Consider the following 13,477-nt stretch of genomic DNA (forward strand, 5'->3'; position numbering starts at 1 on the left):
GTCTGTACAAACATTATACTGAAAATAACACAAAATAGCAATTTTATGCCTTTGACAATGTTTTTGTTTTATATTACAAAATTGTAATAAATTTGAAAACTTTTTTTGTTTATTTAACAATGACAAAACATTGAAATCCTGTTATAATAAACATAAAAATAATATTAAATTTATGTTAAAATTACATAAATTCTATATTAAAATGATATTTATATAGGAGGTTGTACAATGAAAAAATATATAAGTTTTCTGTTGGCAGGTGCTATGACACTTTCTGTAACAACAGTTAGTTTTGGTGCAAATTTTTCTGATATTAATAATGTACCTTGGCCAGGTGTAGAAACATATATCAATCAAGTAGCAGATAGCCAGTTAATGGTAGGAGAAAATATTGATGGTAAAATGATATTTCGTGCAAAAGACCCTGTTACATTGGTAGAAACAGCACAACTTGTTTACAATTTATTAAAAGCAACAAACCATTTAGAAAACAAAACAGATTTACCTACAAAATGGAACAGTGCATTAACAGCAGCAAATATTCCTGAATGGGCATACACTAGTGTATCTTATTGCTTAGAAACAAATATCACTACAGAGGCAGAAGTAAAAACATTTATGTCTGGTACAACAAGTGTACAAGCCACAAGAGAGCAAGTAGCAGGTATGATAGGAAAAGCAATTGCTTCTGTAGATAATAGTGTTAATGCAAACAGTACTACTACAAAATTTGGTGATAACAGTGCAATTTCATCAGACAAAGTTGCTTATATTGCATTACTTTCTGAAAAAAGTATACTTTCCGGAGATGATTTAGGTAATTTTAATCCTAAAAATAAAATCAATAGAGCAGAAATGGCTGTTATGATGACAAAAAGCAATGATGTACTTAAAAGTGTAACAAAACCAGCGGAAAATACAACAACTACTACACCTAATACATCAACACCTAATACATCAACACCTAACACACCAACAACACCTAATACATCAGCAGGAGGTTCTTCTTCAACAACATCTCCTACTATACCTACTGTTCCAGAAGCACCAACAACAGGTACTTTTACAGCACAAATAGAACAAATGCAAGTAACAGGAAGCAACAAAATGTTAGCTCTTTACAATGGCTCTCAAGTAATGGGTTATTTAGGTGATAGTAGTGTACCTACAACATATCAAGATGGTACAGCGGGTAATTTTGATGATGTTGCTGTAGGTACAAGTGTAACAATTACATACAATGGTTCTCGTATTACAAAAATGGTAATAAATACTACAGCACCTAAAAAAGAAGAAGTAAAAGACCAAGTATTAAAAGGACAACTTGCTAATATTACAAGAGATGAAATTCGTGTTGTAAAAGGTCAGCCATATTATTTAGCAGGAGATGTTGATGTTACAATCAATGGTAAAAGTAAAAAAGTAAAGGACTTAATAGAAGAATTTGACGATAAAGATGTAGATAATATTGAAGTAGAATTGACATTGGATTCTAGAGGAGATGTTTCTAAAATTGTAGCAAAAACAAAAGAAAAAAGCTATGAAGACTCAGGTACTATTAAAAAATTGACTAAAACAAGAATTTTATTTGATAATGGTACAGAATATAAAATTAGAGAAAAAGACGTTACTGTAAAACTTGATGGTGGTTCTTCTACATTGGAAAAAGCGATTGATAAAATCAATGATGCAGACAAAGATGATACATTTACAGCAGAAGTAGACATTGATAAAGATGATGACGATTATGTAGAAAGAATAGAAATCAAATCAAAATCTTCTAGTAGTAGTAAAAGTGGAAGTGGTACTGTAAAAAGTGTCAGTGGCAAAAAAATGACTGTAGGAAGCAAATCTTATACTACAACAAGTGATACAGATTTTGATATTGATGATGGCGAAGATACCATTGATAGCATAAAAGAATTAGAAAAAGCAGTAGATGATGGTAAAACAGTAGAAGTAGAAGTGACTGTAAAAAGTGACGAGGTCACAAAAGTAAAAGGCTATGTATCAAAAGCTAAAGGTGAATTAACTGATGTTGGCAGCAATAAAATTACAGTAAAATTTGACTCTGGAAAAACTACTTATAAATGTAAAAGTAATGTAGATATTGATGCTGGAAAATGTGATGACTTAGATGACTTAGACGATTATAATGATGACGAAGGCAATATCGATGTAGAATTAACTATAAACAGTAGTAACCAAGTGACTAAAATTAGAGAAAGATAATTATGAGAAATAGAAAAAATGCTTTGAAATATCGAAAAAAAAAATACAATGGGAACAAATAGCTTACTATTTAAATACAAAGTGTCCTAAATGTAGTCAAAAAACAGTTTGGCAAGTATATGAATATGATGCAAAATGTTGCATACTATGTAACGAATGGCTTGATGATGTTTGTGGTGATGAAAATTGTTATTATTGCAATAATAGACCTCAAACACCATATGAAGTTTATTATTTTTCTGATATAAGCCCAAACAATGCTACTCAAAAAAAGAATTGGCGACGTCAAAATTATCAACACAAAACAAACGGAAAAATAAAACATAATACCAAAAAGAAATTAATACAATACTATTATCATAATAATGAATAGTATTATAAAAAGCCTTGAGAATACTATACTCAAGGCTTTATACTATTATTTATTTTAAATTTTCTGGATTTAACACTTCTAATTCTGGTAATACAAATATACCATCTTTTCTAATTAAAACATCATCAAAATAAATTTCACCTCCACCATACTCTGGTGTCATAATCAGTACCAAATCCCAATGTATAGCAGATTTATTGCCATTTGGTGCATCATCATAGCAGTTACCTGGTGTAAAATGGATACTGCCCCTAATTTTTTCATCAAAAAGTATATTTGTCATAGGTTTTGTAATATAAGGATTGACTCCTATAGCGAACTCTCCTATATATTTCGCTCCTTCATCTGTGTGGAATATTTTTTCAAGACGTTGTTTGTCATTTCCATCAAAATCTACAATTTTACCATTTTGAAATGTAAGCTTTACATTTTGAAATGTAAAACTGTTATACTCTGAAGGTGTATTATATGTGATAGTACCATTGACTGAATTTTTAACAGGTGCTGTATATACCTCTCCGTCAGGAATGTTACATCTTCCAGCACATTTTACAGCAGGAATGTCTTTAATAGAAAATGTCAAATCAGTATCTTTTGCTACAATTCTGACTTTGTCTGTTTTATTCATCAATTCTACTAAACTATCCATAGCATTTGACATTTTTTCATAGTTCAAATTGCAGACATTAAAATAAAAATCTTCAAATGCTTCTAAACTGGTATGAGCAGACTGTGCCATAGAATTAGTAGGATAACGTAATACTACCCATTTTGTATGAGGTACTCTAATGTCATGATGTACAGGACTTGAATATAATCTTGTATGAAGGGAAAGCTTATCACTAGGAACATCTGATTGCTCTGCTAAATTGTCTTCTCCACGTATGCCAATGTAAGCATCCATTTGTTTCATTTTCATACAGTCTACTTCTGCCATCAATTTCTGTTGTTCTGCTGTTGCACCTAATAACAACTCTCTTTCTATGCTGTTTGTGTTTAATTCTACAAAAGGAATAGCCTCTACAGCATAAATTTCTTTTATAAGTGCCTTTACAAGAGGAATAGGGTGTACACCATTACAACTGATAAGTACTTTTTCTCCTTTTTGCAATTGACAGGAATGATGTACTAATTGTTTTGCTAATGTTTTAATTCTTTCGTCCATAATTTTATTTGCTCCTTTTTATTTTTTTAAAGTATAGTATTTTACAATTATATCAAAAAATATACAAATGTACATTTTTATTCTGTATTTGATTTGACAAGCTATATTGTTTGTTTTACAATATCAATCGTGTATAGTAATTTGTATGTGAAGCAAATTAGGAGGAGGAATAAATAATGAGAATTGCAATACCATCAGAAAACGGTATGGTTTATCAACACTTTGGACACACACCAGAATTTACTATTTATGAAGTAGAGTCAGAATTAATCAAAAACAAAGAATTTGTTTCTACAGACGGTTCTGGACATGAAGCATTAGCAGATTTTTTAACAGTACATTCTGTAAATGTCGTAATATGTGGTAACATTGGAAGCGGTGCAAAAAATGCACTTCGTGAAAAAAGAATTGAATTAATCCCTGGTGTTTCTGGAACAGCAGATGATATGATTGTAAAATATTTAAGTGGTGAAAAAATGGGTAATCCAGATACAGAATGTACTCATCATCAACAAGACGGACACGAATGTTGTGACCATCATTAAACTATAAGAATAGAGGAAACAACTATGTTGTCTATTTTAAATACTATATTTCCAGATATTTATATTCCGTCTGTTTATGAATTGCCTTTAAATGAATTGAAAAAAAAAGGAATTAAAGGACTTGTATTTGATATTGATAATACAATTGCTCCTTATGATGTAGCAGAACCAGATGAAAATATTGTTGAGTTGTTTCAAATGCTTAAAAAACAGGGGTTTCGCATTTGCATACTTTCTAACAACAATAAAAAAAGAGTTAAAATATTTAATCAAAAACTAAAAGTATTAGCCATACACAAAGCAGGAAAACCTGGTATCAAAAAATTAAGAAAAGCTATATCCGCTATGAAATTGACAGAAATAGAAACAGCAATGATAGGCGACCAAGTATTTACAGATATGTGGTGTGGACACAATGCAGGATTATATTGTATTATGACAGCACCGATATGCAATCGCGACCAATTTGTTACAAAAATAAAAAGAGGATTAGAAAAACAAGTAATGAAAATTTATTTTAAACAACTAAAAAAACAGCAGCAGAACAGTAATGTTACTAAAATATAGTAATCAAACAGCTTATATTTTAACATTTTGCTGTAAAATTATATTTTTTTATTGAAAAAGTTATCATTTTTCAGTAAAATAATAATATGTTTGTTTTTTTAATGACAAGGAGGAAAATACATGATTTCAGCAGGTGAATTTAGAAACGGTGTAACAATAGAATATGAAGGCGATATATTTATTATATTGGAATTTCAACATGTAAAACCAGGCAAAGGTGCCGCTTTTGTTCGTACAAAAATTAAAAATTTAAAAACAGGTAGTGTTGTAGAAAAAACATTCCGTCCTACAGAAAAAATGCCTAGAGCACACATTGATAGACAAGATATGCAATATCTTTATACAGACGGAGATTTATATCATTTTATGAATTCTGAAACATTTGACCAAATTGCTATTAATGCACAAGATGTAGGAGATACATTAAAATTTGTAAAAGAAAATGAAATGGTAAAAATACTTTCTTATGAAGGACAAGTATTCGGTATTGAACCACCATTATTTGTAGAATTAGAAATTACAGATACAGAACCTGGTTTTGCAGGCAATACTGCTCAAGGTGCAACAAAACCTGCTGTAGTAGAAACAGGTGCAACAGTACAAGTACCTTTGTTTATCAATCAAAATGAAATTATAAAAATTGATACACGTACAGGAGAATATTTAGGTAGAGCAAAAGAAGCATAATTATCCCAAAGGGAGGCTGAAATATGGAATATTTTGAAAAAAAAATCACCTATTTGCGAGGACTTTGTGACGGCAGCGGCTATCCCTCAGACAGTAAAGAAGGCAAAATATTTCATGGCATATTAGACGTATTGGACGATATGGCTTTTATGTTAGAAAGTTATATGGAAGAAGTAGACGACTTTGATGATATGACGTGCGACGATGAAGAGGAACAAATACAATATTTGTATTCTTTTATTTGTCCAGAATGTGGTCAGGAAGTACAAGTAGAAGATGAAACAATGGAAAAAGAACAAGTACTTGTTTGTCCAAAATGTGGTAATTCTATACCTGTAGGAACATTAGATGTAGACGAATTAAGTTTTTAAATGAAAAAAGAGAAATCTGTAAAAAGATTTCTCTTTTTGTTATATTTTACAATTTGATATAGGTATAAAAATAATATATTTCCATCATACTATTTTATATGATAACAGGATTTTTTATATATGGTATGTTAGGTTGGTTTATGGAAATATTGTGGACAGGACTTCATTCTCTGTTAAAAAAAGACTACTCTCTTATGGGACAAACTTCTCTTTGGATGTTTCCTATATATGGTACAGCTGTATTTTTACAACCATTGTTTCTTTTTTTAGCTGAATTTCCGCCAGTGGTGAGAGGAGGGATTTATATGCTTTGCATATACATGGCAGAATATACCTCTGGTTGGGGATTACAAAGAATTGCAGGTGTTTGTCCTTGGGATTATAGCCAAAGTAAATATCACATAAATGGTTTAATACGTTTGGATTATGCTCCTATTTGGTTTGGTGTAGGATTATTTTTTGAAAGTATTTTTTATCATTTTTTGTATTAGGGCATTGGATAAATTTCCAATGTCTTACTCTTTTTCAGACAAATATAAAACACTTTCGTATGATGTTACATAATGCTTTTATAGCAAGGAGGAAAATTATGCCATCAAGCAACAATCAAAAAAATTCAAATCAAAGTGATTTTAAAGTGCTTATTAGTTTTATTATTATGGCTGTAATATTTACATCTATATTTAATATTTTTGTATCTTCCATTACAATGAGAAAAGCAACAGAAATTACTTACACACAATTTTTAACTATGCTAGATAATAAACAAGTAGACAGTGTAGAAATACAGTCAGACCGCTTAGTGATTACAGAAAAAGCAGAACAAAATACAAACAATACAGGATTTTATGCTAATATTGGAAAACAATATTATACAGGTATTGTAAATGACCCAGAATTAACAAATAGAATTATACAAGCAGGTGCAACACAATATAGAGAAGTACAAAACAACTCTCCTATTGTTACATTTTTAGCATCTTGGGCGTTGCCATTTTTATTGATATATGTCATTTCTGGTCTGATACTTCGTTCTGTAAGCAAAAAAATGGGTGGCGTGGGTGGCCCTATGAGCTTTGGTAAAAATACAGCAAAAATTTATGCTCAAAAAGAAACAGGTGTAACATTTACTGATGTAGCAGGGCAGGAAGAAGCAAAAGAGTCACTCAGAGAAATTGTGGATTTTTTGCATCAGCCTCAAAAATATACAGAAATTGGTGCAAAGTTGCCAAAAGGTGCATTACTTGTAGGCCCTCCAGGAACAGGTAAAACATTGCTTGCAAAAGCAGTTGCAGGAGAAGCCAATGTTCCTTTTTATTCTCTTTCTGGTTCTGATTTTGTAGAGATGTTTGTGGGAGTAGGAGCTTCTCGTGTAAGAGATTTGTTTAAACAGGCATTAGAAAATGCTCCTTGTATTGTTTTTATAGATGAAATTGATGCTATAGGGAAAAGTCGTGACAATCAAATGGGTGGTAATGACGAAAGAGAGCAAACACTCAATCAGCTTTTATCTGAAATGGACGGCTTTGACGCTTCTAAAGGTGTTGTAATATTGGGAGCAACAAACAGACCTGAAGTATTAGACAAGGCACTTTTACGTCCAGGACGTTTTGACAGAAGGGTAATTGTAGACAAGCCTGATTTGAAAGGCAGAGAGGACATACTAAAAGTACACAGTAAAGATGTAAAATTAAGCAATGATGTAGATTTACACCAAATTGCATTAGGTACAAGTGGCGCAGCAGGTGCAGATTTGGCAAATATTGTAAATGAGGCAGCATTGCGAGCAGTACGTTTTGGCAAAAATATGGTAGAACAGTCTGACATTATGGAAGCAGTAGAAATTATTATAGCAGGACAAGAGAAAAAAGACCGCATTATGACAGAAAGCGAAAGAAAAATTGTAGCATACCACGAAGTAGGGCACGCTTTAGCAACGGCATTACAAAAAAATACACAGCCTGTACAAAAAATTACTATTGTACCTAGAACAATGGGAGCATTAGGCTATACCATGCAAATGCCAGAAGAAGAAAAATATTTAATGAATAAACAGGAAATATTAGACCAAATTACAACCTATTTAGCGGGTAGAGCCGCAGAGGAAGTCATATTCCATAATATTACAACAGGGGCTTCTAATGACATTGAAAAAGCGACAGAATTGGCTAGAAATATGGTGGCACAATATGGTATGAGTGACAGATTTGATATGGTGGCACTGGAAAGCATACAAAACAAATATTTGGACGGTAGAAATGTGCGAAACTGTGCTGAAACAACTTCTGCTGAAATAGATGAGGAAATATTACGTATTATAAAGCAATGCCATAAAAAAGCTATAGAACTGTTAGAGCAAAATCAAAAGGCACTTCATACCATTGCAGCATTTTTGTTAGAAAAAGAAACTATTACAGGGCAGGAATTTATGACATTACTAAAACAATGTAATGAAATAACAGAAAAAGAGTTGATTTAAAAATGATACTGTGATAAAATAGTTTTAAAATTAATAGTATATATTCGCCGTCGGGTGAAAGACAATTACGTCAGTTTTTCTATCGTTAGACCTTAGAAGATAGAAAATACTGGCGTTTTTTTATCACAAATAATCAAATAAAGGAAGGGAAAACTATGGAAGGGAAAAATAGTATATTAAAACAATATTGTAATTATACCTTTTTTGGTATATTGGGTATGATAGGACTTTCTGTTTATATACTTGCAGATACCTTTTTTGTATCAAAAGGACTTGGCACGAATGGACTAACTGCATTAAATTTAGCAATACCAGTATATAATTTTATACATGGTACAGGATTGCTTTTAGGTATGGGCGGTGCTTCAAAATATGCCATTTGCAAAGGGCAAAAAGACAATAAAAATGCAAATATTATATTTACAAACACCATATATATTACAATACTATTAGCCTTATTATTTATATCTATAGGAATATTTTTTTCTCAAAAACTCTGTTTGTTTTTAGGTGCTGATGAAACAGTGTTTGCTATGACAAACACTTATGTTAAAGTATTACTTTTGTTTTCTCCTGCTTTTTTATGTAACAATGTACTGATTTGTTTTGTAAGAAATGATGGAAAGCCACAACTATCAATGGCAGCAATGCTGGCAGGCAGTTTATTTAATATCATAATGGATTATATATTCATATTTCCATTTCGAATGGGAATATTTGGTGCAGTGCTTGCTACAGGATTTTCTCCTATTGTAAGTATGCTTTTGTTGTCATATTATTATACTTCAAAAACAAAAGGATTTTATATTGTAAAAACAAAACTGCTTTTCAATAATGTAAAAGTCATTTTTTTGATGGGATTTCCCTCTTTTGTAGCACAAATTTCTTATGGTATTGTTATGATAACATTTAATAAAATAATACTTTCATTGCAGGGAAATGTAGGTGTTGCTGCTTATGGTGTAATAGCCAATTTATCGCTTGTTATGACTACTGTATTTTCTGGACTAGAGCAAGGAATACAACCTCTTTTTAGCCAATACTATGCTTGCAATGAGCAACATAATACTATAAAAATATTAAAATATGCTGTAATTACAGTAATATTGAGTAGTATTGTCATTTATAGCACAGTATTTATATTTTCAGAAAATATTGTACAATTATTTAATAGCGAAAATAATTTACAAATGCAGTCTACAGCAGTCTATGGCTTAAAATTATATTTTACAGCAACACTATTTGCAGGAATGAATATTGTATTTTGTATCTTTTTTACTTCTACAGAAAATGTAATACCTGCACATATATTATCATTACTTAAAGGGCTTATATTAATTATTCCTATGGCTTTTTTACTTTCTGCATTGTGGAATATGACAGGTGTATGGCTTTGTTATGCAGCTACAGAATGTATTGTTACAATAATTGCTATAATGTTTTATTTTCATATTAAAAAATATAAGAAACAAGCTCAAATGAATGTTTGAGCTTGCAAAAAGCGATTAACTTTCTAAAGTAGTTTGTATTTGTTTTGTTATTGCTCATTGTCTTTATCTTTTGAAATAAACTGTAAATTATCTAGTGCATATTGTAAAGCCATACACATTAACTGATTTCTGGAATAATCACTTTCTCCTGCTAATTTATCAAATTCTTTCCTTATCTCTTTAGGCATTCTTAATGTTATTATATCATATAGTTCTTCTTTATATTTTACAGTTTTAGATGTTACAATAAATTTTTCAGACATTATTTCACCTCTATAGTATATAATGATATTACATTTTAATATCATTATATATTTATAGTGTTTATTTTTATATATTTAAAATATAATATGATATTTGATATCTAATTTAATATCTAATAAAGAGGAGAATACCCATGGAAAAATTATTAAAAGATTTTTACAATGGCAATTTGATACCAATAGAACAATGTCGTTCTGAAATAAAAAAGAAAAAACAGTTGTACAAAGAACAATATAAACACTATGAGAATTTTATAGAAAAAATAGGAAGGGAGTTTGAAGAAGAATTTAATGTCATTTTAGACGAACAATTTGATACAATCAATTCAGAAGTAGAAGAAGCATTTTGTTATGGCTTTCGTATTGGTGTGAAAATGATGCTAGAGGTATGTCAATCAGAATGATATAACAGCAATAAAATGAAATGTATAGGGAGGATACTATAACAAATACAACAAATTTTGATGTAGAATTAGAGCGATACAATAAAGAAACAATAAAAGCTATGCTTGAAGCAGAACATATTGCATATAATATAAATGTAAAACGTTATTCTGATATAGAACAATCACTTATGAAGTTAAAAAAATGAAATATGATAAAGGGGGACTTTTCACAAGTGAAAAAGTCCCCCTTATATTATTTTGTTTCTTCCATAATTGTTTTAAATAATTCTAATGATTTAGAAGGTATGAACTCTATTATTTCATACTCAGCAATTTGTTCCTTAAAAAATGGGTCTTCTTTTATAATTTGTTCTGCTTCTTGTTTTGTAGCACAATTACAAAGAATAATGCCTCCTGTTCTTGGAACTTTTCTTCCAGAACAAATAAATTTTTTGCTAGTATAATATTTTTCTAAATATTGAATATGTTCCTGCAAAAACTGTTCTACATCTGAAATTGGTTTGATATAAGTTAAATTAAAAATAAACATAATAAACCTCCTAAAAAATGTATTATAGAAATATGTCGTTTATGCTTCTTTATAGAAATTAATTAAACAACCAGAAAGTATTATTTTCCTTTCGTCATCTGTCAAATCACCTAATTTTAATGTAAACTGTTTCATATCTTTTCCCACAACATAAGCAGTTACTTCTGATTGTTTTTGTAAAATGATATTACGTATATTTGGTATAAATATATAATCACCATTTTCAAAAGGCAATTCTTTTTGTTCTAACAATAAAGGAAGCATACCCCAGTTAATCAGATTAGAGCGATAACGTTTTGTAGCATATTCGCTAGCAATATTTGCCCAGCCACCTAATACTTTTTGACAACTTGCAGCTTGTTCTCTTGCAGAACCATCACCTGGTTTTACAGCGTAAATAGTGGAGCCAATACCAGTATCTTTTTCACTAATGTCAAATTGTTTTTGTATCGTAGCAAATACTTCTTTTAATTCTTCATAAACTTGTGTAGGAGCTTCTCCCGCAATACGTGCTTTTTCTGCTTTTTGTACTTCTTTTGCACGACCTACATAAGTAGGGTCTTTTCTGGATAATGTAAATTCTGCCAAACCTAAAGGATTGGAACGATAAGAAGAGGTTTCTCCAGAAGGAATTAACTCATCTGTTGTTGTAACAGGGTCTGTAATAACAGATACCACTTTCAATACGATATTTTCTGTTAAATTGCTCATAGCAGGCCAATCTGTAATATTAGGGCCAAATTTTAATTCTGTAGTACTATCAGGAGCATTAAAGCCAAAATAACAACGGTTTTTGTAAATTTCATCATTAAAATGGTATTCTGGTCTAGTATAGTTTACATCAATTTCTGTTGCAGGTGTCAATTTTCCTTTGTTTATAGCTGTTGCTGCAATAGAACGAGCGTCCATTAAAGCTACAGAAGCAATTTGTCCATTTGTAATTTTAGAGCCTTCTCTGTTAGGGAAGTTTCTTGTAGAATGACGAATACTTAAACAGTTATTTGCAGGCACATCTCCTGCACCAAAACAAGGCCCACAAAAAGCAGAACGTACTGTTGCACCAGCAATCATAATATCTGCAATCGCTCCATTTTCCGCTAAGCTTACAAATACAGGCTGACTAGAAGGATATACACTTAATGCAAATTCATCTGTACCAATAGAATGTCCTTTTAATATATCTCTTGCATCACAAATATTTTCATATGTACCACCAGCACAACCAGCAATAACACCTTGTTCTACATATAAAGCACCATTTTTTACTTTGTCTTTTAATGTAAATGTAATTTTATCACTATCAAGTTGTTTTGCACCTGTTTTTTCTACTTCGTCTAATATGTCCATTAAATTGGCGTTTAATTCTTCTATAGTATATACATTACTTGGGTGGAAAGGCATAGCAATCATAGGGCGTATTTTAGATAAATCTACTTCTATCATACCATCATAATAAGCAATATTTCCTGGTTGCTGTAAAGCAAATTCCTCTATTCTACCGTGCAAAGCATACCATTGTTTTACTTTATCATCTGTTTTCCATACAGAAGACAAACAAGTGGTTTCTGTTGTCATAACATCAATGCCATTTCTATAATCTACACTGATATTTTCAACACCATCTCCGAAAAATTCCATAATTTTATTTTTTACATAGCCTTTTTCAAATACAGCACCAATAATAGCAAGTGCAACGTCTTGAGGGCCTACACCAGCGATAGGTTTTCCTGTCAAATAAACACCTACTACTTGTGGGCGGTCAATATCATATGTTTTACACAAAAGTTGTTTTACTAATTCAGGTCCACCTTCTCCTATTGCCATAGTACCCAATGCACCATAACGTGTATGGCTATCTGAACCTAATATCATTTTACCTACACCGCTCATCATTTCCCTCATATATTGATGGATTACTGCCTGATGTGCTGGAACATATATACCACCATATTTTTTAGCACAAGACAATCCAAATAAATGGTCATCTTCGTTTATAGTACCTCCTACAGCACAAAGAGAATTGTGGCAGTTTGTCAATACATAAGGCATAGGAAATTTTTCTAAACCGCTTGCACGAGCTGTTTGTACAATGCCAACATAAGTAATATCATGAGAAGCCATTCTATCAAATTTAATTTTCAAATGCTCCATGTTATCTGATGTATTGTGATTTTTTAGTATATTATAAGCCATAGTATTTTGAGAAGCTTGTTCTTTAGAAGGAGCATTTCCCAATTTTTGTTTTAATATTGCAGCAGCATTTTCATCATCTGCCACAATTTCATTGCCATTTAATAAATATGCACCAGTATTATAAAGTTTTATCATTTTTTTGTTTCCTCCTTTGTCTGAAAATGATATGTTTTATT

14 protein-coding genes are annotated in these 13,477 nt (G+C 31.0%); 10 read left to right on the forward strand and 4 right to left on the reverse strand.

Annotated elements, in window-relative coordinates; all coding sequences use genetic code 11:
* Positions 1 to 228 precede the first annotated feature (228 nt).
* Positions 229 to 2,232 (forward strand): S-layer homology domain-containing protein, encoded by a 2,004-nt coding sequence (locus tag C820_RS01715; RefSeq protein WP_004035910.1) that lies wholly within the window; start codon positions 229 to 231, stop codon positions 2,230 to 2,232.
* Between the two features lie 422 nt (positions 2,233 to 2,654).
* On the opposite strand, the gene C820_RS01720 is transcribed toward C820_RS01715, so the two are convergent.
* Complete coding sequence (locus C820_RS01720) at positions 2,655 to 3,773, reverse strand: aminopeptidase (RefSeq protein WP_180313409.1); 1,119 nt, start codon at positions 3,771 to 3,773, stop codon at positions 2,655 to 2,657.
* 173 nt (positions 3,774 to 3,946) lie between these two features.
* On the opposite strand from C820_RS01720, the gene C820_RS01725 reads away from it, so the two are divergent.
* The 7 genes from C820_RS01725 to C820_RS01755 all read left to right on the forward strand — a co-directional run bounded on the left by C820_RS01725 (position 3,947) and on the right by C820_RS01755 (position 9,909).
* On the forward strand, positions 3,947 to 4,315 hold the full coding sequence (locus C820_RS01725) for a NifB/NifX family molybdenum-iron cluster-binding protein (protein ID WP_004035906.1): 369 nt from the start codon (positions 3,947 to 3,949) through the stop codon (positions 4,313 to 4,315).
* A 24-nt stretch (positions 4,316 to 4,339) separates the two neighbouring features.
* Positions 4,340 to 4,882, forward strand: coding sequence for a YqeG family HAD IIIA-type phosphatase (locus C820_RS01730; RefSeq protein WP_004035899.1), 543 nt, complete (start codon positions 4,340 to 4,342; stop codon positions 4,880 to 4,882).
* Positions 4,883 to 5,002: 120 nt separating this feature from the next.
* Complete coding sequence (efp, locus tag C820_RS01735) at positions 5,003 to 5,569, forward strand: elongation factor P (protein ID WP_004035890.1); 567 nt, start codon at positions 5,003 to 5,005, stop codon at positions 5,567 to 5,569.
* A gap of 23 nt (positions 5,570 to 5,592) precedes the next feature.
* Positions 5,593 to 5,940: a CD1247 N-terminal domain-containing protein gene (locus tag C820_RS01740; RefSeq protein ID WP_004035888.1), complete on the forward strand. Its 348-nt coding sequence runs from the start codon at positions 5,593 to 5,595 to the stop codon at positions 5,938 to 5,940.
* A 98-nt stretch (positions 5,941 to 6,038) separates the two neighbouring features.
* Positions 6,039 to 6,431 (forward strand): putative ABC transporter permease, encoded by a 393-nt coding sequence (locus tag C820_RS01745; RefSeq protein ID WP_004035886.1) that lies wholly within the window; start codon positions 6,039 to 6,041, stop codon positions 6,429 to 6,431.
* Between the two features lie 98 nt (positions 6,432 to 6,529).
* The gene (gene ftsH / locus C820_RS01750) at positions 6,530 to 8,419 is read left to right on the forward strand and encodes an ATP-dependent zinc metalloprotease FtsH (RefSeq protein ID WP_004035884.1); all 1,890 of its coding nucleotides are present in this window, start codon (positions 6,530 to 6,532) and stop codon (positions 8,417 to 8,419) included.
* A gap of 155 nt (positions 8,420 to 8,574) precedes the next feature.
* Positions 8,575 to 9,909 (forward strand): MATE family efflux transporter, encoded by a 1,335-nt coding sequence (locus tag C820_RS01755; RefSeq protein WP_004035880.1) that lies wholly within the window; start codon positions 8,575 to 8,577, stop codon positions 9,907 to 9,909.
* 47 nt (positions 9,910 to 9,956) lie between these two features.
* On the opposite strand, the gene C820_RS01760 is transcribed toward C820_RS01755, so the two are convergent.
* The gene (locus C820_RS01760) at positions 9,957 to 10,172 is read right to left on the reverse strand and encodes a hypothetical protein (RefSeq protein ID WP_004035879.1); all 216 of its coding nucleotides are present in this window, start codon (positions 10,170 to 10,172) and stop codon (positions 9,957 to 9,959) included.
* Positions 10,173 to 10,306: 134 nt separating this feature from the next.
* Between C820_RS01760 and C820_RS01765 the strand changes: the two genes are divergently transcribed.
* Together C820_RS01765 and C820_RS01770 are read left to right on the forward strand one after the other, a co-directional pair.
* On the forward strand, positions 10,307 to 10,576 hold the full coding sequence (locus C820_RS01765; RefSeq protein WP_004035878.1) for a DUF6809 family protein: 270 nt from the start codon (positions 10,307 to 10,309) through the stop codon (positions 10,574 to 10,576).
* A gap of 20 nt (positions 10,577 to 10,596) precedes the next feature.
* On the forward strand, positions 10,597 to 10,764 hold the full coding sequence (locus tag C820_RS01770) for a hypothetical protein (protein ID WP_004035877.1): 168 nt from the start codon (positions 10,597 to 10,599) through the stop codon (positions 10,762 to 10,764).
* Between the two features lie 47 nt (positions 10,765 to 10,811).
* Here C820_RS01770 and C820_RS01775 read toward each other — a convergent pair whose 3' ends face one another.
* Together C820_RS01775 and C820_RS01780 are read right to left on the reverse strand one after the other, a co-directional pair.
* A complete protein-coding gene (locus tag C820_RS01775) occupies positions 10,812 to 11,108 on the reverse strand; it encodes a YciI family protein (RefSeq protein WP_004035876.1) in 297 nt (98 codons plus the stop codon).
* A gap of 39 nt (positions 11,109 to 11,147) precedes the next feature.
* Positions 11,148 to 13,436 carry a hydratase gene (locus tag C820_RS01780; RefSeq protein ID WP_004035875.1) on the reverse strand — a complete coding sequence of 763 codons (2,289 nt, stop codon included), beginning with the start codon at positions 13,434 to 13,436 and terminating at the stop codon, positions 11,148 to 11,150.
* Positions 13,437 to 13,477: the final 41 nt, after the last annotated feature.

Source organism: Clostridium sp. MD294 (assembly GCF_000364165.2).
Classification (GTDB): Bacteria; Bacillota; Clostridia; order Lachnospirales; family Anaerotignaceae; genus Coprocola.

Coding starts and splice junctions, on each gene's coding strand:
- C820_RS01715 (WP_004035910.1), top strand. CDS start 229: ATGAAAAAATATATAAGTTTTCTGTTGGCAGGTGCTATGACACTTTCT.
- C820_RS01725 (WP_004035906.1), top strand. CDS start 3,947: ATGAGAATTGCAATACCATCAGAAAACGGTATGGTTTATCAACACTTT.
- C820_RS01730 (WP_004035899.1), top strand. CDS start 4,340: ATGTTGTCTATTTTAAATACTATATTTCCAGATATTTATATTCCGTCT.
- efp (WP_004035890.1), top strand. CDS start 5,003: ATGATTTCAGCAGGTGAATTTAGAAACGGTGTAACAATAGAATATGAA.
- C820_RS01740 (WP_004035888.1), top strand. CDS start 5,593: ATGGAATATTTTGAAAAAAAAATCACCTATTTGCGAGGACTTTGTGAC.
- C820_RS01745 (WP_004035886.1), top strand. CDS start 6,039: ATGATAACAGGATTTTTTATATATGGTATGTTAGGTTGGTTTATGGAA.
- ftsH (WP_004035884.1), top strand. CDS start 6,530: ATGCCATCAAGCAACAATCAAAAAAATTCAAATCAAAGTGATTTTAAA.
- C820_RS01755 (WP_004035880.1), top strand. CDS start 8,575: ATGGAAGGGAAAAATAGTATATTAAAACAATATTGTAATTATACCTTT.
- C820_RS01760 (WP_004035879.1), bottom strand. CDS start 10,172: ATGTCTGAAAAATTTATTGTAACATCTAAAACTGTAAAATATAAAGAA.
- C820_RS01765 (WP_004035878.1), top strand. CDS start 10,307: ATGGAAAAATTATTAAAAGATTTTTACAATGGCAATTTGATACCAATA.
- C820_RS01770 (WP_004035877.1), top strand. CDS start 10,597: ATGTATAGGGAGGATACTATAACAAATACAACAAATTTTGATGTAGAA.
- C820_RS01775 (WP_004035876.1), bottom strand. CDS start 11,108: ATGTTTATTTTTAATTTAACTTATATCAAACCAATTTCAGATGTAGAA.
- C820_RS01780 (WP_004035875.1), bottom strand. CDS start 13,436: ATGATAAAACTTTATAATACTGGTGCATATTTATTAAATGGCAATGAA.